This window comes from Bacillus sp. SG20033 (genome assembly GCF_044570195.1).
In the GTDB taxonomy this organism is placed as follows: domain Bacteria; phylum Bacillota; class Bacilli; order Bacillales; family Bacillaceae; genus Bacillus; species Bacillus subtilis.
Map to the genome: position 1 here is coordinate 3418869 of NZ_CP172606.1, position 24405 is coordinate 3443273.

The 24405-nt window shown below is 44.3% G+C and carries 26 protein-coding genes; 14 read left to right on the forward strand and 12 right to left on the reverse strand.

The window, feature by feature from the left end:
* Positions 1–8: 8 nt before the first annotated feature.
* Positions 9–2378: a 3-hydroxyacyl-CoA dehydrogenase NAD-binding domain-containing protein gene (locus ACFVP7_RS18085; RefSeq protein ID WP_396582640.1), complete on the reverse strand. Its 2370-nt coding sequence runs from the start codon at positions 2376–2378 to the stop codon at positions 9–11.
* Between the two features lie 174 nt (positions 2379–2552).
* Here ACFVP7_RS18085 and ACFVP7_RS18090 point away from each other — a divergent pair, with 174 nt between their 5' ends.
* Entirely contained in the window at positions 2553–2699 is a 147-nt protein-coding gene (locus ACFVP7_RS18090) for a YuzL family protein (RefSeq protein WP_396582642.1), read from the forward strand.
* Between the two features lie 24 nt (positions 2700–2723).
* Here ACFVP7_RS18090 and ACFVP7_RS18095 read toward each other — a convergent pair whose 3' ends face one another.
* Positions 2724–3632 carry a proline dehydrogenase family protein gene (locus ACFVP7_RS18095; RefSeq protein WP_046381311.1) on the reverse strand — a complete coding sequence of 303 codons (909 nt, stop codon included), beginning with the start codon at positions 3630–3632 and terminating at the stop codon, positions 2724–2726.
* 93 nt (positions 3633–3725) lie between these two features.
* Here ACFVP7_RS18095 and ACFVP7_RS18100 point away from each other — a divergent pair, with 93 nt between their 5' ends.
* The 4 genes from ACFVP7_RS18100 (at position 3726) to mdtP (ending at position 6564) form a co-directional block, all read left to right on the forward strand.
* Positions 3726–3971 carry a hypothetical protein gene (locus ACFVP7_RS18100; RefSeq protein ID WP_396582644.1) on the forward strand — a complete coding sequence of 82 codons (246 nt, stop codon included), beginning with the start codon at positions 3726–3728 and terminating at the stop codon, positions 3969–3971.
* A gap of 12 nt (positions 3972–3983) precedes the next feature.
* Entirely contained in the window at positions 3984–4316 is a 333-nt protein-coding gene (locus tag ACFVP7_RS18105) for a spore coat protein (RefSeq protein ID WP_003222766.1), read from the forward strand.
* 158 nt (positions 4317–4474) lie between these two features.
* Positions 4475–4942 (forward strand): MarR family transcriptional regulator MdtR, encoded by a 468-nt coding sequence (gene mdtR, locus ACFVP7_RS18110; RefSeq protein WP_014480800.1) that lies wholly within the window; start codon positions 4475–4477, stop codon positions 4940–4942.
* The gene (gene mdtP, locus ACFVP7_RS18115; protein WP_014480801.1) at positions 4939–6564 is read left to right on the forward strand and encodes a multidrug efflux MFS transporter MdtP; all 1626 of its coding nucleotides are present in this window, start codon (positions 4939–4941) and stop codon (positions 6562–6564) included. The genes mdtR and mdtP overlap by 4 nt, the downstream gene beginning before the upstream one ends.
* Before the next feature lie 35 nt (positions 6565–6599).
* On the opposite strand, the gene ACFVP7_RS18120 is transcribed toward mdtP, so the two are convergent.
* Both ACFVP7_RS18120 and ACFVP7_RS18125 read right to left on the reverse strand, forming a co-directional pair.
* On the reverse strand, positions 6600–6983 hold the full coding sequence (locus ACFVP7_RS18120; protein ID WP_015251261.1) for a tautomerase family protein: 384 nt from the start codon (positions 6981–6983) through the stop codon (positions 6600–6602).
* 18 nt (positions 6984–7001) lie between these two features.
* Entirely contained in the window at positions 7002–7742 is a 741-nt protein-coding gene (locus tag ACFVP7_RS18125; protein ID WP_396582646.1) for an SDR family NAD(P)-dependent oxidoreductase, read from the reverse strand.
* Positions 7743–7876: 134 nt separating this feature from the next.
* On the opposite strand from ACFVP7_RS18125, the gene ACFVP7_RS18130 reads away from it, so the two are divergent.
* A complete protein-coding gene (locus tag ACFVP7_RS18130) occupies positions 7877–8764 on the forward strand; it encodes a LysR family transcriptional regulator (RefSeq protein WP_015714676.1) in 888 nt (295 codons plus the stop codon).
* Between the two features lie 19 nt (positions 8765–8783).
* On the opposite strand, the gene ACFVP7_RS18135 is transcribed toward ACFVP7_RS18130, so the two are convergent.
* The 4 genes from ACFVP7_RS18135 to ACFVP7_RS18150 all read right to left on the reverse strand — a co-directional run bounded on the left by ACFVP7_RS18135 (position 8784) and on the right by ACFVP7_RS18150 (position 12484).
* On the reverse strand, positions 8784–9071 hold the full coding sequence (locus ACFVP7_RS18135; RefSeq protein WP_072557259.1) for a YusU family protein: 288 nt from the start codon (positions 9069–9071) through the stop codon (positions 8784–8786).
* Between the two features lie 24 nt (positions 9072–9095).
* Positions 9096–9923, reverse strand: a complete 828-nt coding sequence (locus ACFVP7_RS18140; protein ID WP_010886609.1) for an ABC transporter ATP-binding protein — start codon at positions 9921–9923, stop codon at positions 9096–9098.
* Positions 9924–10140: 217 nt separating this feature from the next.
* A complete protein-coding gene (locus tag ACFVP7_RS18145; protein WP_014665325.1) occupies positions 10141–10578 on the reverse strand; it encodes a YusW family protein in 438 nt (145 codons plus the stop codon).
* 109 nt (positions 10579–10687) lie between these two features.
* Positions 10688–12484, reverse strand: coding sequence for a M3 family oligoendopeptidase (locus tag ACFVP7_RS18150; RefSeq protein ID WP_338730834.1), 1797 nt, complete (start codon positions 12482–12484; stop codon positions 10688–10690).
* A gap of 134 nt (positions 12485–12618) precedes the next feature.
* On the opposite strand from ACFVP7_RS18150, the gene ACFVP7_RS18155 reads away from it, so the two are divergent.
* On the forward strand, positions 12619–13461 hold the full coding sequence (locus tag ACFVP7_RS18155) for an oxidoreductase (RefSeq protein ID WP_029725911.1): 843 nt from the start codon (positions 12619–12621) through the stop codon (positions 13459–13461).
* An 89-nt stretch (positions 13462–13550) separates the two neighbouring features.
* Positions 13551–14012, forward strand: a complete 462-nt coding sequence (gene mrgA, locus ACFVP7_RS18160) for a metalloregulation DNA-binding stress protein MgrA (RefSeq protein WP_003228537.1) — start codon at positions 13551–13553, stop codon at positions 14010–14012.
* A 41-nt stretch (positions 14013–14053) separates the two neighbouring features.
* On the opposite strand, the gene htrB is transcribed toward mrgA, so the two are convergent.
* On the reverse strand, positions 14054–15430 hold the full coding sequence (gene htrB, locus ACFVP7_RS18165) for a serine protease Do-like protein HtrB (RefSeq protein ID WP_396582650.1): 1377 nt from the start codon (positions 15428–15430) through the stop codon (positions 14054–14056).
* A gap of 277 nt (positions 15431–15707) precedes the next feature.
* Between htrB and cssR the strand changes: the two genes are divergently transcribed.
* Together cssR and cssS are read left to right on the forward strand one after the other, a co-directional pair.
* A complete protein-coding gene (cssR, locus tag ACFVP7_RS18170; RefSeq protein WP_003228529.1) occupies positions 15708–16385 on the forward strand; it encodes a secretion stress-responsive two-component system response regulator CssR in 678 nt (225 codons plus the stop codon).
* Positions 16382–17737 (forward strand): secretion stress-responsive two-component system sensor histidine kinase CssS, encoded by a 1356-nt coding sequence (gene cssS / locus ACFVP7_RS18175; protein ID WP_003228527.1) that lies wholly within the window; start codon positions 16382–16384, stop codon positions 17735–17737. Before cssR ends, cssS begins: the two co-directional genes overlap by 4 nt.
* 27 nt (positions 17738–17764) lie before the next feature.
* Here cssS and spxO read toward each other — a convergent pair whose 3' ends face one another.
* Positions 17765–17929: an anti-adapter protein SpxO gene (spxO, locus tag ACFVP7_RS18180; protein WP_003221681.1), complete on the reverse strand. Its 165-nt coding sequence runs from the start codon at positions 17927–17929 to the stop codon at positions 17765–17767.
* A 167-nt stretch (positions 17930–18096) separates the two neighbouring features.
* On the opposite strand from spxO, the gene ACFVP7_RS18185 reads away from it, so the two are divergent.
* Positions 18097–18972: a TetR/AcrR family transcriptional regulator gene (locus ACFVP7_RS18185; RefSeq protein WP_003243192.1), complete on the forward strand. Its 876-nt coding sequence runs from the start codon at positions 18097–18099 to the stop codon at positions 18970–18972.
* A 39-nt stretch (positions 18973–19011) separates the two neighbouring features.
* On the opposite strand, the gene fumC is transcribed toward ACFVP7_RS18185, so the two are convergent.
* Both fumC and ACFVP7_RS18195 read right to left on the reverse strand, forming a co-directional pair.
* Entirely contained in the window at positions 19012–20400 is a 1389-nt protein-coding gene (gene fumC / locus ACFVP7_RS18190) for a class II fumarate hydratase (protein WP_003228523.1), read from the reverse strand.
* 66 nt (positions 20401–20466) lie between these two features.
* Positions 20467–20652 carry a YvzF family protein gene (locus tag ACFVP7_RS18195; protein ID WP_003221676.1) on the reverse strand — a complete coding sequence of 62 codons (186 nt, stop codon included), beginning with the start codon at positions 20650–20652 and terminating at the stop codon, positions 20467–20469.
* Between the two features lie 117 nt (positions 20653–20769).
* On the opposite strand from ACFVP7_RS18195, the gene gerAA reads away from it, so the two are divergent.
* The 3 genes from gerAA to gerAC are packed head-to-tail and all read left to right on the forward strand — an operon-like array spanning position 20770 to position 24402.
* Positions 20770–22218: a spore germination receptor protein GerAA gene (gene gerAA / locus ACFVP7_RS18200; protein WP_021480572.1), complete on the forward strand. Its 1449-nt coding sequence runs from the start codon at positions 20770–20772 to the stop codon at positions 22216–22218.
* The gene (gerAB, locus tag ACFVP7_RS18205; protein WP_021480573.1) at positions 22187–23284 is read left to right on the forward strand and encodes a spore germination receptor protein GerAB; all 1098 of its coding nucleotides are present in this window, start codon (positions 22187–22189) and stop codon (positions 23282–23284) included. Before gerAA ends, gerAB begins: the two co-directional genes overlap by 32 nt.
* Positions 23281–24402, forward strand: coding sequence for a spore germination receptor protein GerAC (gene gerAC / locus ACFVP7_RS18210; protein WP_342412310.1), 1122 nt, complete (start codon positions 23281–23283; stop codon positions 24400–24402). The genes gerAB and gerAC overlap by 4 nt, the downstream gene beginning before the upstream one ends.
* Positions 24403–24405 lie beyond the last annotated feature (3 nt).

The following is a 24405-nucleotide window of genomic DNA, read 5'->3' on the forward strand; positions in this document are numbered from 1 at the left end:
GCTCCCTCCTAATTCCGTAAAGGTTTACCTTTCACAAGCATATGCTGCATTCTCGCTTGAGATTTTGCTTCTCCTGCCAAACTCAAAAACGCTTCTCTTTCGATCTCCAATAAATACTCTTCATCAACCTCTGTACCAAACGGCACTTTTCCGCCCGCAATGACATAAGCGAGTTTTTTCGCGATCTTGAAATCATGCTCAGATATATAGCCGGACAGCTTCATCTGCTCAGCGCCAAGCAAGAGTGCCGCATAACCGGTTTCTCCCGGCACCTTGACCTTTTCTTTTACAGGCGGCCGCCAGCCGGTATCGTATAAAGATGCGGCCAACTGCTTCGCATCGTATAACAGGTGGTCTTGATTCACGCTGATCTGATCCGTTTCTTTTAAGATGTTCATCTCACGAGCCTCTTGAGCGGAAGCGGACACTTTCGCCATCGCAATCGTTTCAAATGTTTTCATTGCCGCATTCATCGGATCAAGGCCGCAGCGAAGATGATTGATGTACAGCTCTTTGTTTCCCCCTCCGCCAGGGATGAGGCCGACACCTGATTCCACAAGTCCCATATAGGCTTCGCTTGCCGCTTGAGTGCGCGCCGCAGGCAGGCATACTTCCGTTCCTCCGCCGAGCGTCATGCCAAATGGCGCGGCGACGACCGGTTTCGCACTGTATTTGATCTTCATCATCGTCTCCTGAAAACGGCGGATCACAAAATCAACTTCCAAAAAGTTGTCATCTTGGACTTCCATTAAGATCATGGCGAGATTCGCGCCGACGCAGAAATTTTTCCCTTGATTGCCGATGACAAGCCCCTTGTAATTCCGTTCTGTTTCCTCTAATCCTTTGTGGATCATTTGAATGATATCGAGGCCGATCGCATTGCTTTTCGAATGAAATTCAAGAAGGGCCACATCATCTCCAAGGTCAATTAAGCTTGCTCCGCTGTTTTTCGCAATCACGCCTTTTGTTTCTTTAAGTGCTTGTAAATGAATTCGTTTTTTGTTTTCTTTCACGGCTCTGTATTCGCCGCGGTCATAATAAAATACCGTTCCGTTCTCTTTGATGTAGAAGGTTTCATTTCCTTTATCCAGCATCTCTTTTATCCAGCCAGGCATATCTGCTCCAAGCTGCTCAAGCTTTTCCGCTGACTGCTTGAGGCCGATGGCGTCCCACATTTCAAAAGGTCCCAGTTCCCAGCCGAATCCCCACTTCATGGCTTGGTCAATCGCATGAATATCATCGGCAATCTCGCCAAGCAGCTCGGCTGAGTAAAGCAGGGTTTGAGAAGTGATATTCCACAGCAATCGGCCGGCCCTGTCATCCGAATAAATAAGCGCTTTCATTTTGGATTTTGTCCCTTTTGCCTGTTTTGCCGCTTCAAGTGCAGGTGTTTTCATTTTTGTCCGCTCGCCGTAAGTAAGCGTCACTGGGTCAAGCTCATAAATCGTTTTTCCTTCTTTTTTATAAAAGCCTTGGCCGGCCTTACTTCCGATCCACCCTTTTTCCAGCATATCGTTCATGAAGCTTGGAAGGCGAAACACTTCTTTTTCATCGCCATCAGCTTTGTCATACACATTTCGGGCAACGTGGGCGAATGTATCGAGACCGACCACATCAAGCGTTCTAAAGGTGGCGCTTTTCGGCCTGCCGATCAGCGGTCCTGTGATCGAATCAACCTCCCCGACCTGATAGCCGCCTTTCAGCATTTCTTGGACTGTCACGAGAAGCCCGTAAGTCCCGATTCGGTTTGCAATAAAGTTCGGTGTGTCCTTTGCTGTAACAACGCCTTTCCCGAGGACATTTTCTCCGAAAGCTGTCATAAATTTTAAAATATCAGGATCCGTTTCCTTAATCGGGATGATCTCCAGCAGCTTTAAATAGCGTGCGGGATTAAAAAAATGCGTTCCGAGAAAATGGGCTTTAAAATCATCCGACCGGCCTTCAGCCATTTCCTGCACTGATATACCGGATGTGTTGCTTGAGACAATGCTTCCAGTCTTTCGATGTTCATCCACAAGAGCGAAAATTTTCTTTTTGACTTCAAGGTTTTCGACAACGACCTCAATAATCCAATCTGCTTCTTTCAGTTTTTCTGCATCATCCTCCAGATTGCCAGGTGTAATATAGGAGGTATTTTTCGCTGATGTGAGGGGAGCGGGCTTTTGTTTCAGCAGTTTTTTCATCGCCTGCCGGCTCAGCCTGCTGCGCACCTCCGGACTGTCCTTCGTCAGCCCCCTTTTTTCCTCTTCCTTTGTCAAATCGTTCGGCACAATATCTAGCAGCAGGACAGGAATTCCGATGTTAGCCAAATGCGCCGCAATCCCGGAACCCATTACCCCCGATCCTAAAACGGCTGCCTTCCGAATGTGTTTGTGCATGAGATATCCCCCTTGAACATTGAATGAATAGTCATTCATTTTTTGACCAAAAAAAATGAAACCCGTTTCTTCTTTCATCTTAAAAGATTTCCGGTTCGACTTCAATAGCTAATTTGTTATTTTTTTGTATGAAGCCTATAAAAGTCGGGCAACTTAAGCCCGGAGGTGAAGGGAATGGTACAAGAGAAAAAAAATCCGTCTTCAGCGGCAGTCAGCGCGGCGAGCGTAAAGGGAGATGCCGGTCCGACTCAGCATTACGGCGGCGGAAAACGGACAAGTCAAAATCAGCAGTATAAAAAACATAACATGGAACAATCATAATGCAGCTGCTTCCCGCGGCTGCTTTCACTTTTTCAAAATTCCTTTTAACACAAACGCTGCATTGGCAGGCCGCTCGGCAATTCTTCTCATAAAGTAGCTGAACCAGTCCGTTCCATATGGGACATACACACGCATTCTGTAGCCTTCCTTGGCGAGTTCCTTCTGACGCTCCGGCCTGATGCCGTATAGCATTTGAAACTCAAATTGCGACGCGGGGATTTGATGTTCGGTGACGAGCTGTTTCGTAAATGCAATGATGTCATCGTCATGTGTGGCGACAGCCGTGTAGTTCCCGCTTAACAACTGCAGCTTTATTAAGCTCTGAAAATGAAGGTCCGTTCCTCTTTTGTCGGGAAACGCTACAGCCGCAGATTCTTTATAAGCGCCTTTTACAAGTCTGAGATTCGGCTTTAAGTCCCGCATCTTTCTGATATCTTCTGCCGCTCGGTACAGATACGCCTGAATGACCGTGCCAAGCTTCTCAAATTCCTGTTTGCATTGCCTGTAAATAGAAAGTGTCTGTTCATAATGGGAATAGTCTTCCATATCAATGGTCACAGCAACATCATATTGCTTCGCAACGGAAAGAATGGCGCGCAAATGAGTAAGAGCAAGTTCTTCTGAAAGATCGAGCCCGATTGAGGTCAGCTTAAGTGAAAGCTCTGAATCCAATTGATGTTCGGCAATGGCTTGAATGGCTTTCTTGCATTCCTCTGCGACTTGGTTTGCTTCTTTTTCCGAAGCTGCATACTCGCCTAAATAATCAATTGTTGCACACAAACCTGATCTGTTTAGCCTTTTGACGGTCTTAACCGCCGATTCAATCGTATCCCCTGCGACAAACCTTCGTGCTCCAAGCCGCGTTCCGTATGCTTTTGCGAACTTGGTAAGTGTTTTATTTTGAGATAAGAATAAAAACACATGTCTCAACATCCGACTCCCTCCCGCCGTCATCTTCAAAACCCTGTATATAACTCCCAGTCTGAAGGAAACTATAAAATGAACAGAAACCAAAGGAGGATCACAATGGATAATCAGCAGCAATCTCAAATGCCGCCTTCCGTTATTTCGACAAAGGATCATTTGTATCTCAATGACATGCTGAACTGGAATTTGCTCGCGATGAAAAAAGCGCATTTCATGGCGCAGCAGTGCCAGGATCAAACGTTAAAGCAAGAACTCGACGGCATCGGACACATGCATCATGATCACTATCAAAGAATATTAAAGCACCTGCAGCCAGGCCAGCAACAGTCCGGCTACATCCAATAAGGAGGCGCCAGAATGAATCAGCAAAATCAAAAAATCAGCAACCCGCAGACACCTGTACCGACAACATCGGAAATGAATGACAGAGATTTCGTCAACGAATTGCTGACAACCGAAAAATACATGACAACAGCTTATTGCACTGCCTTGCACGAATTCAGCCACGAGTCTCTTTATCAGGATATTCAATCCATTTTTGATGAGTCACAAAAAGCGCAAAGAAAACTATATGATCTCATGTTCCAATATGGATGGTATTCTGTTGAAGCGGAGGATGCACAAAAGCTGCAGCAGTCCTATCAAAAATTCCAGCAGACCATTCAGCAGCAGTCTCCTTATCAGCAATAACAACATTAGTAAAAAGGATACGATGTTCTTTCGGGCATCTATCCTTTTTTTGTGTAAAATCAGTTGACTTTTCATTTACGCTTATTTATATTTAATAAGCATTAACTATTTTGTCATTAAAATATATATACAGTGTATGTAACAGAGGGGAAATGAATATGAAGAGTGCGGATCAGTTAATGTCCGATATTCAATTATCGCTTCAGGCGCTCTTTCAAAAGATACAGCCTGAAATGCTGGAAAGCATGGAGAAACAAGGTGTCACCCCAGCGCAGCTGTTTGTGCTGGCCAGCCTAAAGAAACACGGCAGCCTCAAAATTTCTGAAATTGCCGAGCGTATGGAGGTAAAGCCAAGCGCGGTGACGCTGATGGCAGATCGCCTTGAACAAAAAAATCTTATCGCCAGAACACACAACACAAAAGACAGGCGAGTGATTGATCTCAGTCTTACTGACGAAGGAGACAGAAAGTTCGAGGAGGTTTTGGCGGGCAGAAAAGCTATTATGGCGCGCTATCTTTCCTTTTTAACGGAGGAGGAGATGCTGCAGGCGGCGCATATTACAGCAAAGCTCGCACAAGCAGCAGAAACGGATGAAAAGCAAAACATGAAAAGAGGAAACGGATGAAAATGAGTAAAGAAGGCAAACAATCAAAACGAACGTTATTAATAACAGGCTTAATTATTGCCATGTTTTTTTCAGCCCTTGACGGTACCATTGTCGGAACAGCCATGCCGAAAATTGTCGGTGATCTGGGCGGTTTGAGCATGATGACCTGGCTGACAACTGCATATTTGTTAACATCAACAACCATTGTTCCAATTGCCGGTAAACTGGCTGATTTATTGGGACGCCGCATTGTCTATGTATCAGGTTTGATTATTTTTATGGCCGCTTCTGCTTTGTGCGGAATGGCCAACAACATGACGGAATTGATTATCTTCCGTGGACTGCAGGGCATCGGCGGAGGCATCATGATGCCGATGGCGATGATTGTCATCGGTGACTTGTTCACAGGAAAACAGCGTGCTAAATTCCAAGGTGTCTTTGGCGCAATTTACGGGCTTGCTTCAGTGATTGGGCCGCAAATCGGCGGCTGGATTGTAGACTCGTTAAACTGGAAATGGGTTTTCTATATTAACCTGCCAGTCGGAATTATTGCGGTTATTTTTATTGCCAGAGGATTACAGGGACGCCAGCAGACTGGTCCGATCAACTTCGACATCGCTGGTATTTTCACAATGATTGTCGGTGTGGTCAGCCTCCTGCTCGCCTTAAGCTTTGGCGGAAAAGATTATGCATGGGATTCATGGCAGATTCTTGGGTTGTTCGCTCTCGCACTGATCGGCATTGTCAGCTTTATCATCGTAGAATCAAAAGCAAAAGAGCCAATCCTGCCAATGTATTTATTTAAAAACAGAACATTTACATTTCTAAACTTGATCGGCTTCTTTATGAGTATCGGTATGTTTGGCGCCATTACGTTTGTTCCTTTCTTTATGCAGGGAATTGTCGGTGTAAGTGCGTCTGAATCGGGTACAATTATGACACCGATGATGATTTCTATGATTATTACAAGTATCATCGGCGGACAGCTTGTTTATAAAATCGGGATTAAACCGCAAATCATTGCAGGCATGCTGGTTATGGCCGGCGGATTCCTGCTGTTAACGACATTGGATCTCGACACGAGCAAGCTTGTCGCTACATCTTTTATGGCGATTATTGGTCTGGGAATGGGTCTTGTTATGCCGATTCTGACATTGGCTTTACAGGAAAGCTTTTCGAAGGAGGAGCTTGGAGTTGTCACTTCATCCAGCCAATTCTTCCGTTCTATCGGCGGAACCTTCGGCATTACCATGCTGGGAGCCGTAATGAATGCGAGATCTGGAAATCTATTAACAGATAAATTGGTTCCATATTTAGACTCTCTTCCGGCACAGGCAAGCTCGTTTGCCGCCCAGCTAAAGGGTATGATTGATACAAATCCGCAAGGGCTGCTGCAATCACTGTTCAGTCCGGACGCAGTCAAACAAATCCCTGCGGCTTTCTCATCCCATATTGTGCCGATTTTAAAAACATCGTTGATGGATTCGCTCCACAGCGTGTTTTATACGGGCCTGATCTTTATCGCAGTCGGAGCCGTATTCACCTTGTTCTTAAAACCTATCAAGCTATCAAATAAGAAAACGGAAGACCAACAAGAAAAAGAGAAAGCGGCAAAAGCCGTTGAATCACCTTCCCATTAATAGAGCACCCCGCGGGTATCAATCCGCGGGGTTTTTTATTCAATCATCTGGGCTCTTCCATTTCCGAAAGACCAATCCTCAGCCTGATTTCCGGCCAGCATGATAAACACATCTTCTTTTCTGACACCAAGCTCGGAATGAATCCGGCTCGCGATTGAGCGGTAAAGTGCTTTTTTCTGTTCAGTTGTTCTTGACTGTTTCAGTGTAAAATGAATGTATATCAGTTCATCAGTTCGCTCGACTTGGAGATAAAATGGATCATAAAAAAATTCGCTTTTTTCATATTGTCTGATGACTTGGAAATAGTCATCTTCCGGCACATTGATTTCTTCAATCATCGATTGGTGGACAGTCCTGCTCAGTTTTTGAAGCCACGCTTCGCTTCTTCCCGACCGTAAATGAATCTGTACAAATGGCATCTCCCTGCATCCCTTTCTTTACAGCGTCTGTCCGCTGTCAATTGTGATAATTTGGCCTGTGAGTGATTCCTGTTCAATTAGTGAACAAATCAATTTGGCAACATCATCTGGTTCAGCAATACACTGCAGCGGCAAAGAGCCGATCATGCTTTTCATTTTTTCTTCCCGGCCGGCCCACCATCTCGTTGCCACAGCTCCTGGTGCTACACCGCTCACTCTGATTTCAGGCGCTAAGGCGTGGGCCAATGATTTCGTTAAACCGTGCACCGCCGATTTTGATACTGCATAAGGCATAGATGAGCCGGCACCAGTTACCCCTGCGATGCTGCCGACGTTTACGATCGCCCCGGCCTTGCTTTTCTTCATGAACGGAACCACTGCCCGCGCACAGAAAAACATCCCTTTCACATTGACGGCATACAGCTCATCCCATATGTCTTCTGTCGCAGCCTCAAGATCATCCATTGGAATATGCCGTGTAATGCTGGCATTGTTGACTAAAATATCAACCGTTCCGTGTGTGTTCACGATTGCTTGAATCATATCCTGCACGTCGCTGTTTTTGGATACATCTGCTTGGATGGCGAAGGCTTGCCCGCCAGCTTTTCGAATCTTTTCCACTGTTTCCTCCGCTTCTGATTGCGAGCGTGAATAATTCACCGCCACAATCGCCCCGCGCTTTGCCAATTCCATACTGGCTGCTTTTCCGATTCCTGTGCCGCCCCCCGTTACGAGAGCTATTTTGTTCAAGACATTCATTGCCGCCACTCCTTGCTGTTGACTAAAGTATATTTCTGATTCCATTGTAATCCAGCTTTGATGTTACGTATAATGATTGTTAAAGATACTAGATATCACTCATATTGATAGCAAACGAACGGAGGAATTCAAAAATGGAAAGCGGAGATTTACGTGTATTCCAAATGGTAGCCCGTGAAGGGACCATTACGAAAGCAGCCCTGCAGCTTGGCTATGTGCAATCGAATGTCACGGCCAGAATTCAGCAATTGGAAGCTGAGCTGGGTACCACTCTGTTTTTGCGCCATAATCGGGGCATGACACTTTCTGCAAGCGGAAAATTGCTGCTGGACTACGCAAATAAAATTATCGGCCTGCTTGATGAAGCGTCTAAAGCACTCTCATCCTCCGCAGAACCAAGCGGGCCGCTTATGATCGGCTCCACTCAGACAACAGCCGCGGTAAGGCTACCAAAGCTTCTGGCATCTTATTATGAAGAACATCCAAACGTCCAGCTGTCTTTAACAACAGGACATACGCAATTTCTCCTTGATAAAGTTCTTCGTTATGAATTGGATGGCGCGTTTATCGGATGCGAATGCCATCATCCTGAGCTCGAATCCTATCCTGCGTTTGAGGAAGAACCAGTAGTTGTTTCGGCTGCCTCCGTGCCCGATGTTGAGGAAGCTATCACAAAGCCGATTCTCGTTTACAGCACAGGCTGTTCGTATCGAGAAACACTTGAAAAATGGCTGCGTTCCGTCGGTGTCACACAGCCGGTCATTATGGAATTTGGGACGCTTGAAGCAATTATCGGCGGGGTTACAGCAGGTCTTGGCATCTCGCTGCTGCCAAGAACGGTTGTGCAGAAACATGAAGCAGAAGGATCAATTCGATTGTACCCGCTGCCTGAAGCTCTCAGCCAGATGAAAACAGAGTTTATTGTTCGAAAAGATTCATTTATCAGCAGCGCGCTGAGAACCTTTATGGATTCCTTTACGCCAGATAAAACGGCTGAATCACAAAAAAGCAGTCTGCTATAATGAACAGACTGCTTTTTGGCTATTGTTTGTTTCGATGCGCTTCATTTAATTCCTTAATATGCTGAATGATCTCTTTAATGCCCTGCTTTGCGTCGGGGTATGTCGCATTCCAATGCTTAGCGAGCGGAGGCATGCTTTTGGCTATATGGGTGTACAAAATCCATTGCCTCACTTCTTCTTTTAGCTCATCGTTTGTTTCACCAAGCAGAAGCTCAGTATACTTCTCCAGCAATCCATCCAGCTGCTCCTGAAGTTTTTGTTCCATTTTCCATCTTCCTTTCGAAAAAACAGCAAGGAGCTTTCTCAATTGAAAGCTCCTTCGCTGCGTTATTTATCCATGTGATGTGAAAGCCGCTTCCTGGACAATGCATCTGCCCCTGCCATGAGGAATGCAAAGAGGCGTTCCGAAGAGCGGGTCCTGTGTAACCTGACAGTTCATAGAAAACACATTTTGCACAAGATCACAAGTGATGACCTCTTCCGGACGGCCTTCTGCATAAATCCGTTTGTCTTTTATGGCCACGAGATGATGTGCATAGCGGCACGCCAAGTTTAAGTCATGGAGAACCATAACAATCGTCCGGTCTTCCTTTTCATTCAGCTCAAACAGCAAATCAAGAATTTCAATTTGATGCGTCATGTCTAAATACGTCGTCGGCTCGTCAAGAAGGATGATATCCGTTTCCTGGGCAAGCGTCATCGCGATCCAAGCCCGCTGGCGCTGTCCGCCTGACAAAGAATCAACGGCGCGGTCGGCCATGTCCTCAAGCTTTGTTGCTTTAAGCGCTCTTTCAACTGCTTCCTCATCCTCTTTTGACCACTGCTTCAGCCAGTTTTGGTAAGGATATCTTCCTTGCTTCACCAGCTGATGCACCGTCAGCCCCTCTGGAGCCGAAGGACCTTGGGGCAGGATTGCGAGCTCTTTTGCGACTTCCTTCGTCGGAAGCTTGGCAATCGCTCTTCCTTCCAGCAGCACTGAACCGCCTCTCGGCTTCATCAGGCGCGCTAATGAACGTAAAAGTGTCGATTTTCCGCAGCCATTGCTGCCAATAAATACGGTAATTTCACCTTTGGGAATTGTTAAATTCAACTCATCAATAATAACGGCATCCCCGTATCCTAAGCTCAGCGTTTCTGTAGAAATTGCACTCATACCCATAACCGCTCCTTTTTGCTGGCTTTTTAGCAGCACTATGTATTGCACGTTTTCTATATACATGCTTTTAAGTCAATTGTCATCAATGCAAGTGATTCTGATATTCAGCCATTTGATATGGTCATATATCCCTCATTGTAGCAGAAAACACTGACTTTGAAAATCATTTTCAATTAGTTTTATGGACATAATTGACGTTTATGGGTTTTTTATCACAAGATTACTTCTTGATTTCTCTGATGGAGCCGTCCTTCAGCTTCAATTTTAAATCGATATGATCATAATGACTGTCCAGATTAAATGCTGCCAGCACACTGTGTATCACTTCTGTTTCAGCCATTTGGTCTGTCACGGAAAGCTCGCTCAAAATCATTTTCATCTCATCCAATGCTTCTTCTCCCTCCTGATTGACACCGGAGAGCTTATCCTGTATTTCCGCTTTTTCCTGAGTCCCGTTCTTTGTATAGATTCCTTCATAACGGTTATGCTCACCATCCCCGTAGCTCACACGAAGCGAAAAATTGCTGTAAGGAACGGACTTCAGCTGGGTAACGGCTGTATTTTCTCCTTCTGCCTGCTGCTGGTCTTCATTGAGACGGCAGCCCGCAATCAGAACCACTGCGAGACATACAGCCCCGGCTGCTCTGATCAAATGCATATGTTTCCCCCCTGTAGGATTCCATTTATTTTAGGTATATCCAGAGAATGAAATCCTCATTCAGAGAAGAATTGAAAAAGCCGGGGCATTTAACGCCACGGCTTTTTCTTTAAGATTCGGTCATTTGTAAAAAGGTTTCGGCGTCACGCACAGCCAGCTTGATGGCATTCTCCCAGAAATCGCGCTTTGTGATGTCAGCGCCCAAATGCTTCATCGCCAAATCCTCCACTGTCATAGAAGCCGTATCGCGCAATAGCGCCATATACTTCTCTTCGAATGCATTTTTTTCTTCAAGCGCCAGCGCGTAAATGCCAAGAGAAAACAGGTAGCCGAATGTATAAGGGAAATTGTAAAACGGCACCCTCGTGATGTGAAAATGAAGCTTTGATGCCCAAAAAAGCGGATGATATTCTTCTAACGCATTGCAGTATGCCTCTCTTTGCGCCTCTTCCATCAGCTCATTCAAGCGGCTGGCCGGTACCACTCCCCGCTTTCGTTCCTCGTAGAATCTCGTTTCAAATAGAAATCTTGCGTGAATGTTCATGAAGAACGCAACGCTTCTTTGCACTTTATCCTCCAGAAGAACAAGCTTTTCTTCCCTCGTCTCGGCCTGCTGGACAGTCGCGTCCGCCACTATCATCTCTGCAAACGTTGAAGCTGTTTCTGCAACGTTCATGGCGTAGGAACGGTTTAACGGCCTGACGTTGAGCATTGCTTCCTGATGGAACGCGTGCCCGAGTTCATGCGCAAGGGTAGAGACATTTGAGGCGCTGCCCGAAAATGTCATGAAAATCCGGGATTCCCCGCTGTCTGGAAAGCTCGTGCAAAAGCCGCCGACTCTTTTTCCACTCCTGTCTTCCGCCTCAATCCAGGCGTCCCGAAACGCTTTTTCAGTGAATGAGGACAGCTTTTTGCCAAACGTTGAAAACTGGCTGGTAATGATATTTGCGGCTTCATCATACGAATAGACCTTTCCGTCAGAACCGATCGGTGCCTCAACATCGTACCAGCTGAGTTTTTCAAGGCCGAGCATGGATGCTTTCCGGTTCAAAAACTGAACGAACGGCTTCTTGTTTTCAGTGATGACCTGCCACATCGTATCAAGTGTTTCTTTTTTCATCCTGTTAATTTGCAGCGGTTCCTTCAGGACATTCTCCCAGCCGCGCGCTTTATAGGTTTCGAGCCGGAATCCCGCCAAATGATTCAGCGTGCTGCTGAAAATATCTTGCTTGCTCTCCCAAGCTTGGCGGAAACGTTCATATACTGTTTTTCTGACAGTACGGTCTTGATGGTCCATCATATTCTCCGCCTGACCGACAGACAATTGCTTGTTTTCACCGTTTTCCCCATACGGGATCGTCATTTTCCCGACAACCATATTGTATAAGTCACTCCAAGCGTGATATCCGTCCACCGCAAGGTTTCCGATCAGTTTTTCTTTACCGGGGCTAAGCTTTTCGGCAACCCTCTGTCTTCTTTCATTTAATATGTAAGAAACATCACGCAATCCCGGTTTTGTTAACAATTCATTCCACACGTCTTGATTAATGTCCACAAGTTTATGATCTAATGTAACGAGCGACGATTGAAAATCTGCAGAAAGCCGATTCATGAGCGCCTGATGCTCTATAGCCTTTTGATCATTGATATTCTGGGCCTGGAGGCAAGCAACAAAAGCGCCGGCCTGCTGAAGCTTGACGGATGTCTGTTCGAATAAATCAAGCAACGCGGTCAGCCCTTCAGCCTCTTCAGGCGATTCAGGCACCTGAAACGCATCAGTCCTGTCTTGAAATGCACGCAGACTTTGTGACAGCTTCTCAATATATCCTTTGAATTCTTCTGATTGGCTCCCGCCCTTAAAAAATGAATCAAGATCCCATCTTTGGCCTACCCCTTGCAGCGCCATATCACAAAACCCCTTTCCTTCTTTCGTTCTATTATAGAACAATTCTGAATTGTTGTATAAAAATTTCTTTTTACAGGCGTCATCTCCTGTTCAGGATAGTACAATAGCTGTAGCAGTTTAATAGGAGGTATAGGATGAATAAAAAAATAGCCATCGTAACAGGAGCGTCCAGCGGCTTCGGTCTGCTGGCAGCTGTAAAGCTTGCCCGATCATTTTTCGTGATAGCCACATCAAGACAGCCTGAAAAAGCCGAACAGCTTCGGGAATTGGCTGCAGCACACAATGTGTCTGATTCTATTCACATTACAGCTCTCGATGTCACCGATGAACAATCTATAGTCTCATTCGGAAAAGCCGTTAGTGCTTACGCCCCGATCGATTTACTCGTTAACAACGCCGGAACGGCTTATGGAGGATTTATCGAAGATGTGCCGATGGAACATTTCAGACAACAATTTGAAACGAATGTCTTCGGTGTGATCCATGTGACAAAAACCGTTCTGCCTTACATAAGAAAGCATGGCGGCGCAAAGATTATAAACGTGAGCAGCATCAGCGGACTGACCGGATTCCCAGCGCTGTCGCCATATGTTTCTTCCAAGCATGCATTGGAAGGTTTTTCTGAAAGCCTGCGTATCGAGCTGCTTCCGTTCGGTATCGAAACCGCTTTGATCGAGCCTGGCTCATACAAGACATCGATCTGGTCAACGTCATTATCAAATTTTATGTCGGTGCCTGCTGACGATTCAGCCTATCATCAATACTATAAAAAGATCCTTTCCTATGTTCAAAAAAACGGAGAAGAAAGCGGAGATCCCCAAGAGGTTGCCGACCTCATTTATCAATTGGCAACAAAACAGCACATAAAGAAATTGCGATACCCGATCGGAAAGGGCATCAAGCTCACCCTGCTATTCCGATCGCTTTTTCCTTGGTCTGCGTGGGAGTCTATCCTGAAGAAAAAGCTATTCAAATAACCTAAATTATAATTATTATAATTTAGTATTGATTTTTATTTAGTATATGATATAATTAAAACAACAGATCACAAGGAGGACGTTATCTTATGAAAACTGAAAACGCAAAAACAAATCAAACATTAGTTGAGAATTCACTGAACACACAATTATCAAACTGGTTTCTTTTATACTCTAAGCTCCACCGTTTCCATTGGTATGTGAAAGGGCCTCATTTCTTTACATTGCACGAGAAATTTGAAGAACTTTATGACCATGCGGCTGAAACAGTGGATACCATCGCTGAGCGCCTGCTGGCGATTGGTGGACAGCCTGTTGCCACAGTGAAAGAATACACTGAGCATGCATCTATCACAGACGGCGGAAACGAAACATCAGCTTCAGAAATGGTACAAGCATTGGTAAACGACTACAAACAAATCAGCAGCGAATCTAAATTCGTGATCGGCCTGGCTGAAGAAAATCAAGACAATGCGACAGCGGACTTGTTTGTCGGATTAATTGAAGAAGTTGAAAAACAAGTGTGGATGCTTTCCTCTTACTTAGGATAAAAAAAGCTGAACCCTATTTGGGTTCAGCTTTTTGTTTTTTCTTAGCTTGAACTGCTTTCTGTCTGCTTGGTCAGTGTCGCGTTCAACGTTTTAGTTTTTCCCTTTCGCAGCACTTGGATTGTTGTTTTATCTCCGACTTTTAAGTCTTTGTAAAGGATTTGACGGATATCCGCACTGCTTTCCACGTTTTTACCGTTTAGTTTGACAATGACATCCTCAGATTTAATACCTGCTTTTTCTGCCGGCGAATTTGCTTGAACTTCTTTTACATAAACACCTTTGCCCAATTGATCTCCAAACAGGCCGAGCGTATTTTCCTGATAGGTTTCAGGAACTTGTGACATGTCAATCATCTGCACGCCTAAGAACGGACGGTCCACCTTCCCGTTTTGCAGCAGCTGGTCAACAATCGGCTCGACATCATTGCTTGGGATCGCAAATCCAAGTGATTCCACGCCGCTTTCACTCACCTTCAAGCTGTTGATGCCGATGACCTGGCCGCTTGCATTGATTAATGGGCCTCCGCTGTTCCCCGGATTGATCGCTGCATCGGTTTGCAGCACGTTCATTTCCACCGTCCCTTGTGTTGTATCCACATCAATTGTCCGGTTCAGTCCGCTAATGATGCCTTGTGTCACCGTACCGGAAAACTGCTGTCCGAGCGGGTTACCGATAGCGATTACATTTTCGCCAGTGCGCAGCTGTGAAGAATCACCAAAGCTCGCCACTTTTTTGACGTTCTTGCTGCTGATTTCCAAAACTGCCAAATCAGTAATGGTATCGCTGCCGACAAGCTTGGCAGTTTCCGTTTCTCCGTTGTATAGCGTAACAGTCAGCTTGTTCGCGCCTTCAACGACATGGTTGTTTGTAATGATATACGCTTTATCACTGTCTTTTTTGAAAATAACACCTGACCCGGTTCCGCTTTCACTTTCTGAGCTGGAGCCTCCTCCCGTGCCGAATGTGTTATTTTGAGAGGTTTGGATATTTGAGATTCCGACAATCGTAGGCTCTAAATCCTCTACCATATCAGCGATGTTTGATGCGTTCGTTATCGGCGCCGTTGTAAAATTATCAGACTGCACCTGTTTATTTGCGGAAGCGGTCTCGGTCGCCTGATTTTGGTCTGACGGCAGATAAGGCGCGATGCCAAGCATGAGGCCCCCGCCGATAATACCGCCTAAAATCGGGCTCAGCCATGCGGCTCTCCGTTTCTTTTCTTTTTTCACAGCCGTTTCTTGCTTTTCCATTTCTAAAGCAGAAGCCATTTCCTGCCGTCCCGCTTCATACGATACAGGCGCGTCAAGCAATTCTTGTTCAGAATGTCCAATCAGCTTCTGGTTTTCTTTATTCTGCTGTTCTGTATGTGAAGGTTCAGTTTGATGTTGATCGTTTTGGCCATCACGTCGATAATCCATGTTCTTACACTCCTTTAACGGTTATTCATTTATCGTTACATATTCATCGCATGTACAAGTTCAATTGTCCCAATAATGAGGAGAAAAGCAAAGCACCAAAATAGAATATGTTTGATCATCCTACATCTTCCTCGCTCTTTTTCTCTTCCTTTCTTCCCTTATACATATCATAAACAAACATTGTGGGATAAAAATGAAAAGAATATGTGAAATTATGAAAATTGCCTGCCGTATGTTAAAACTAGTTTATAATGACGTTGAAAGGATGTGAAGTGCCTTGTCATACACCATTTATCTAGTTGAAGATGAGGATAACCTGAATGAACTGCTTACGAAGTATTTAGAGAATGAGGGCTGGAACATTACATCTTTTACGAAAGGTGAAGACGCCAGAAAGAAAATGACACCGTCTCCCCACCTATGGATTCTCGATATCATGCTGCCGGATACCGACGGCTATACATTAATAAAAGAAATCAAGGCGAAAGATCCTGACGTGCCGGTCATTTTTATTTCCGCCCGAGATGCGGATATTGACAGAGTGCTTGGCTTAGAGCTTGGCAGCAATGACTACATTTCAAAGCCGTTTCTGCCGCGGGAGCTGATTATCCGTGTGCAAAAGCTGCTGCAGCTCGTATATAAGGAAGCTCCTCCTGTACAAAAAAATGAAATTGCCGTCTCCTCGTATCGGGTCGCTGAAGACGCCCGCGAGGTCTATGACGAAAACGGGAATATCATCAATTTGACGTCAAAGGAATTTGATCTGCTGCTATTATTTATCCATCATAAAGGGCATCCATACTCTCGTGAGGATATCCTCCTAAAAGTGTGGGGACATGACTACTTCGGAACAGACCGGGTCGTTGATGATCTCGTCCGGAGACTGCGCAGAAAGATGCCTGAATTGAAGGTGGAGACGATTTACGGTTTCGGCTACAGGATGATGTCATCATGAAAAACAAGCCGCTCGCGTTTCAGATATGGGTTGTCATATCCGGCATCCTGTTAGCGATATCGATTTTACTGCTTGTGTTATTTTCAAACACGCTGCGAGATTTTTTCACTAATGAAACGTATACGACGATTGAAAATGAGCAGCATGTTCTGACAGAGTACCGCCTGCCAGGTTCGATTGAAAGGCGCTATTACAGCGAGGAAGCGACGGCGCCGACAACTGTCCGCTCCGTACAGCACGTGCTCCTTCCTGAAAATGAAGAGGCTTCTTCAGACAAGGATTTAAGCATTCTGTCATCTTCATTTATCCACAAGGTGTACAAGCTGGCTGATAAGCAGGAAGCTAAAAAGAAACGTTACAGCGCCGACGTCAATGGAGAGAAAGTGTTTTTTGTCATTAAAAAGGGACTTTCCGTCAATGGACAATCAGCGATGATGCTCTCTTACGCGCTTGATTCTTATCGGGACGATTTGGCCTATACCTTATTCAAACAGCTTCTGTTTATTATAGCTGTCGTCATTTTATTAAGCTGGATTCCGGCTATTTGGCTTGCAAAGTATTTATCAAGGCCTCTTGTATCATTTGAAAAACACGTCAAACGGATTTCTGAACAGGATTGGGATGACCCAGTAAAAGTGGATCGGAAAGATGAAATCGGCAAATTGGGCCATACCATCGAAGAGATGCGCCAAAAGCTTGTGCAAAAGGATGAAACAGAAAGAACTCTATTGCAAAATATCTCTCATGATTTAAAAACGCCGGTCATGGTCATCAGAGGCTATACACAATCAATTAAAGACGGGATTTTTCCTAAAGGAGACCTTGAAAACACTGTAGATGTTATTGAATGCGAAGCCCTTAAGCTGGAGAAAAAAATAAAGGATTTATTATATTTAACGAAGCTGGATTATTTAGCGAAGCAAAAAGTGCAGCACGACATGTTCAGTATTGTGGAAGTGACAGAAGAAGTCATCGAACGATTGAAGTGGGCGCGGAAAGAACTATCGTGGGAAATTGATGTAGAAGAGGATATTTTGATGCCGGGCGATCCGGAGCAATGGAACAAACTCCTCGAAAACATTCTGGAAAATCAAATCCGCTATGCTGAGACAAAAATAGAAATCAGCATGAAACAAGATGATCGAAATATCGTGATCACCATTAAAAATGACGGTCCGCATATTGAAGATGAGATGCTCTCCAGCCTCTATGAGCCTTTTAATAAAGGGAAGAAAGGCGAATTTGGCATTGGTCTAAGCATCGTAAAACGAATTTTAACTCTTCATAAGGCATCTATCTCAATTGAAAATGACAAAACGGGTGTAACATACCGCATAGCAGTGCCAAAATAGACTGTAGATGTTTTGCAGTCTATTTTTTTATGTGAAAGAATAGCCGTTAAAATCTCTGTAATTTGTTTTGAGCGGCTGTTTGCATTGATGAACCCATTTTTTCTCTGACAAGGTCTGCTTCGGATATTTGACTTTCTCCACTTTGATTCCTCTGTTTCGCAAGCGGCTGATCATTTCGTCCAATTCTCTCATTCTAGATTCACCCTTTCGCTTGAGCTTTGACCATTCGGTCATCTCAATTTATAATATAAATAATACATGATAAAAAAACAAGTTACAATAAGGTTAATTTTATAACAGACGGTGTGACTATATGGTCATATCCTAGCAGGCCTCCGGGCTCCGAAAGGGTGGAACCATTGAAGGAAAAAGAAAAACTGATTATTGAAACAGCCTTAAAACTATTTGCCCAAAAAGGATACAACTCAACATCAGTTCAGGAAATCGCAAAAGAATGCAAAATATCTAAAGGCGCTTTTTATATTTATTTTCCTTCGAAAGAAGCGCTTCTTCTCTCTATGCTGAACTACTATTATGATAAAACGTTTACCCGAATTTTAAATATTAAAACGAAGGGCGACAGCCCCAGAACGGCTTACCGTAAACAGCTGACCGTCCTCTATGAAAACATTCTTGAACACAAAGATTTTATCAGCATGCAGTTGAAGGAGGGTTCTCTGCCTTACACAGAAGAAGTGGAGCAATGCGCAAAAAAAATCCGCCAGTCCTCACTTCAATTTCATATCGACAGCCTGCTGAACATCTATGGAAAAAAAGCGGAACCGTACACTGCTGAGCTTTGTTTTTTAATAGAGGGCATCAGCCAGATTTACCTGGAATGCATGATTTTGCTCGGGTACACTGTGAAGCCGTCTCAATTAGCTGATATCATTATGAATCGAATTGATGATATGGTAAAAGGCATGTCTGAACGAAACGATAAGCCTTTCATCACATTGGAAGAGGCGAGCTCTTTATTCGGGCCTCTTACGCACGGACGGCCTGACCCGCTGACTGAATCGATTGTGAAAAGCCTACGTGACAAAATTAACAGCTTAAACACAAACTCCTCTCTTGAATTATCGGAGAGCTTGGACATACTTGAAGCAGAAATGAAGAAAAAAACACCGAAGCTGGCGATCATAAAAGGAATGATTCATAATCTGACGGAGTCTGAAGCTCTCGCCAAAGATGCGGAGCAGCTTAAATATTTATTAAAACAGCAACATATTTAGAAGAACGGCTGCTTAAAAAGCAGCCGTTCTTTCTTTCTATTACGCCTTTGGTTTTACCATGTCTTCCGGCTTAACCATTTCATTAAATTGCTCCTCTGTCAGCAATTCAAGCTTCAAAGCTGCTTCTTTGAGTGTCAATCCCTCTTTATGGGCAAGCTTGGCGATTTTCGCCGCGTTTTCATAACCGATATGCGGGTTCAGCGCCGTAACAAGCATTAATGAATTTGACAGGTTTTCCTGAATGGTTTCTTTATTAGGCTCAATACCGACAGCACATTTATCATGGAATGAATTCATGCCGTCACTGAGCAGCTGCACAGATTGCAGGAAGTTGTAAATAATAACAGGCTTAAACACGTTCAGTTCAAAGTTCCCCTGACTCGCCGCAAAGCCGATTGTCGCATCGTTCCCCATGATTTGCGCTGCGATCATTGTTAACGCTTCGCTTTGTGTCGGGTTGACTTTACCAGGCATAATGGAGCTTCCCGGCTCATTTTCAGGAATGACGATCTCCCCGATGCCGCAGCGAGGTCCGCTTGCGAGCCATCTGACATCGTTCGCGATTTTCATTAAGTCAGCCGCAAGCGCTTTTAATGCGCCATGCGCATAAGTGATTTCGTCATGGCTTGTCAGCGCGTGGAATTTATTCGGTGAACTGCTGAACGTTTGGCCGGTCAGCTTAGTGATCTCTTCTGAGACAAGCTCTCCAAACTCTGGGTGGGCGTTGATACCCGTTCCGACAGCCGTTCCACCAATTGCAAGCGCACGCATTTTATCTGTCGCTTCCAAAATCATTTCCTTCGAACGGTCCAGCATGTGAACCCATCCGCTGATTTCCTGTCCGAGGGTCAGTGGCGTAGCATCCTGAAGATGTGTGCGTCCGATTTTGACAATATCATTGTATGCTTTTGCTTTTTCATCCAGTGTATTGCGAAGCTGATCAAGCGCTGGCACAAGCTGCTCGTAAACAGCCAAAACAGCGGCAACATGCATCGCAGTCGGGAATGTGTCGTTTGAGCTTTGGCTTCGGTTCACGTCATCATTTGGATGAATCGTTTGATCAGAGTTCTTCTCTTTTAATAAAGCAGTCGCACGGTTGGCTACCACTTCGTTCATGTTCATATTGCTTTGTGTGCCGCTTCCGGTCTGCCATACGACAAGCGGGAAGTTGTCATCGTACTTGCCTTTGAGCACATCATCACAAACCGCTGCAATCGCTTCTGCTTTTTCAGCATCCAGATTGCCGAGGCGTTTATTAGCTAGAGCTGTGCTTCGTTTTAATATTGCAAACGCCTTCACAACACGCATCGGCATTTTTTCAGAACCGATCTTAAAGTTCTCCTTGCTTCGCTGTGTTTGGGCGCCCCAAAATTTATCAGCAGGAACTTTTACTTCTCCCATGGTGTCTCGTTCAATTCTGTATTCCATTTATGTATCCCTCCATAACGGTTGCTTCAATAGATCATAATTCGCCAATGACACAAAAAATCCTTTTTATTTTTCGATCTTGGCAGATTTTAATTTTAATTCAAGATATACGCGGGAATCCTTTGAATATTTGTATTTTGGATTCGTCCTTCCGTACTCCTTTGATGTATAAGAGACATCATAATGCTTTTCAAATGATCTAATGAGCTGTTCAATTTCTTCTTGTTTTCCAGCTAGCCTTACCTGTGCCACTTCGTATCCTCCGCTTTCATAAAAAAACTTATTCCATGAAATACTCTAACACAGTATATCATTTTTTTAACAGGAAAAGATAACCTCTACTAAGGTTTTGGATAAGAGGTGACCTCATTGGAACAAACAGAGTTTAAGGAATATATACACGATAATTTAGCATTGGTGCTGCCAAAATTAAAAGAAAACGATGATCTGGTGAAAAACAAAAAAATGCTTGCGAACGGACTGGTTTTTTACTATCTCTATTTCAGTGAAATGACTGATGAGAATAAGGTGTCAGAAGCCATTAAAACTTTGATTAAAGATGAGGAGACCTTAACGCTTGACCAGGTCAAAAAACGCCTTGACCAGCTTGACGCAAGACCTGTTGAAACCGCAAAAAAAACGATTGAATCGATTCTCAACGGCAATTGTGCTGTGTTTATCAACGGATTGGATAAAGCCTATATTCTGACCACAGGAAAGAAAAAAACAAGAAGCCTGACAGAGCCGACAACTGAAAAAGTGGTTCGCGGCCCAAAAGTAGCGTTTGTAGAGGATCTCGATACAAATCTCGCTCTGATTAGACAAAGAACCTCTCATCCGAAATTGATCACTAAAAAAATCATGATCGGCGAAAACAAGCTGAAGCCTGCAGCCATTATGTACATTGAAGGTAAAGCAAAAAAGTCCGTCATAAAAGAAGTGAAGGCGCGGCTTAAAAATATCCAGCTGGAAGATATCCAGGACAGCGGAACGCTCGAGGAACTCATTGAAGATAATAAATATTCACCATTTCCGCAGATTCAAAATACGGAAAGACCTGACAAAGTATCTTCAGCCCTGTTTAACGGCCGTGTGGCAATTTTGGTCGACAGTTCACCATTTGTGCTGCTGGTGCCGGTTTCTCTCGGCATCCTGATGCAATCCCCGGATGACTACTATGAACGCTGGATTTCAGCATCTCTTATCCGGTCGCTGCGCTTTGCTTCTATCTTCATCACATTGTTTTTGTCATCGATTTATATTGCACTCGTTTCCTTCCATCAGGGGCTGCTGCCGACCGCACTCGCCGTCACGATTTCGGCGAACAGGGAAAACGTGCCGTTCCCTCCGATATTTGAAGCCCTGCTGATGGAAGTCACCATCGAGCTGCTAAGGGAAGCCGGACTGCGACTCCCCAATCCGCTCGGACAGACGATCGGCCTCGTTGGGGGCGTAGTAATCGGACAGGCTGCTGTAGAAGCGAATCTCGTCAGTTCGATTATGGTCATTGTTGTCAGTGTCATTGCCCTGGCATCCTTTACCGTTCCTCAATACGGAATGGGTCTGTCTTTCCGGGTGCTGCGTTTTATTTCGATGTTTTCCGCCGCTATTTTAGGGCTGTACGGCATTATTTTATTTATGCTTGTCGTTTATACGCACTTAACGAGACAAACGAGCTTTGGGTCTCCGTATTTTTCGCCAAACGGATTCTTTAGCCTGAAAAATACGGATGACTCCATTATCCGTCTCCCAATTAAAAACAAACCAAAAGAGGCGAATAATCCAAATGAGCCAAAAACAGACTCCACTGAAACTTAATACCTTTCAAGGTATTTCTATTGTTGCAAATACAATGCTTGGGGCCGGACTTTTAACATTGCCGCGAGCGCTGACCACTAAGGCTAATACGCCTGACGGCTGGATCACGCTGATATTAGAAGGTTTCATTTTTATTTTCTTCATTTATTTAAACACGCTCATTCAGAAAAAACATCAATACCCTTCACTCTTTGAATATTTGAAGGAAGGGCTTGGGAAATGGATCGGCAGCATCATCGGCCTTTTGATCTGCGGCTATTTCCTCGGCGTAGCCAGCTTCGAGACACGGGCAATGGCTGAAATGGTGAAGTTTTTCCTGCTGGAGAGAACCCCAATTCAAGTCATCATTTTAACGTTTATTTGCTGCGGTATTTATTTAATCGTCGGGGGTTTAAGTGATGTGTCGCGGCTGTTTCCCTTTTATTTAACGGTAACCATTATTATTTTGCTGGTTGTGTTTGGGATCAGTTTTAAAATTTTTGATATTAATAATTTGCGTCCTGTTTTAGGCGAAGGCCTTGGACCCATTGCAAACTCCCTTACCGTCGTTTCCATCTCTTTTTTAGGAATGGAAGTGATGCTGTTTCTTCCTGAACATATGAAGAAAAAGAAATACACGTTTAGATATGCGTCTCTAGGATTTCTGATTCCGATTATCTTATATATCCTTACGTATATTATCGTTGTCGGAGCTTTGACCGCTCCCGAGGTAAAAACGCTGATTTGGCCGACTATTTCTCTCTTTCAGTCCTTTGAGCTTAAAGGCATATTTATTGAACGGTTTGAATCGTTTTTACTGGTGGTCTGGATCATCCAGTTTTTCACCACATTTGTCATTTACGGATACTTTGCCGCTAACGGGCTAAAGAAGACATTCGGATTATCGACTAAAACAAGCATGGTGATTATCGGCATAACGGTCTTTTATTTTTCTCTCTGGCCGGATGACGCCAATCAAGTCATGGTGTATAGCGATTATCTTGGCTATATTTTTGTCTCCCTGTTTCTGCTTCCCTTCATTCTCTTTTTCATTGTAGCTCTCAAGAGGAGGATTACAGCAAAATGAAAATCCGGATTTTATGTATGTTTATATGCACCCTATTGCTGTCCGGATGCTGGGACAGTGAGAATATCGAGGAATTAAGCTTAGTGATCGGAGTAGGGCTAGACAAGCCTGACGATGAAAATTTAGAGCTGACACAGCAAATTCTCGTGCCGAAAAAAATCAGCGCCAAGGAGGGCTCTTCATCTGATCCGACACAGCTTTCTATCACAAAGGGTGAAACTGTCCATCAAATGATGAGAACCTCTGCATTAAAGCATAATCCTACGTTTTCACAGCATTTGCGTCTCATTCTGCTTTCCAAAAGCGTGATTGCGGATCAAATTGGAATGGACGCGATCATTAACCAGTTTGTCAGAGACAACGGAACAAGGAGGAGTTCCTACGTCTTTATCACCAACGGCCGAACTAAGGATATATTTAAAATGAATGATGAAGACGAGCCCGCATCCAACGTGATATATGATCTGACAGAGAATAATAAAGTGACGATCAGAATGATGGAGCCAGTTACACTGGGGGAGATCTCAGAACACTTAACCTCTGACGATTCATTCCTCATCCCTCATGTCGGTAAGGAAAACGGCAAGCTCGCGATAAACGGAGCCTCTATCATCAAAAATAAATTATGGCACCGGAATCTCACCCCGATTGAGGTTCAAAATATTAACTTATTTTCTGGCACTGTCGAGGGAGGCGTCATTGAGATGAAGCACGATGGCCATCTCTTTTCTTATGAAGTATATTCGAGCAATCGGAAGATCAAGACGGCCTATAAGGACGGAAAGTTCAAATTCACCGTCACCCGCACTATTGAAGGTCGTCTATCTGAGGACTGGAATCCAAGTGAAGATTCGTTTAAGGATTCATATATTAAAAGCATTGAAAAGACAGTCGAAAAACAAGTACACAAAACAGTAACGACATTTATTACAGAGAAGCTGCAGAAAGAGATCAAAGCGGATGTGACTGGATTGGGAAACCAAGTCAGAATTCATTATCCTCAAAAGTGGAAAAAGATCGCAAGAAAATGGGATGATGATTATTTCAGCAATGCGGAAATAGACTACCGGGTCAATGTGATTGTCAGAGACTTCGGAACGAAAGGCGCAAACAAATAGGAG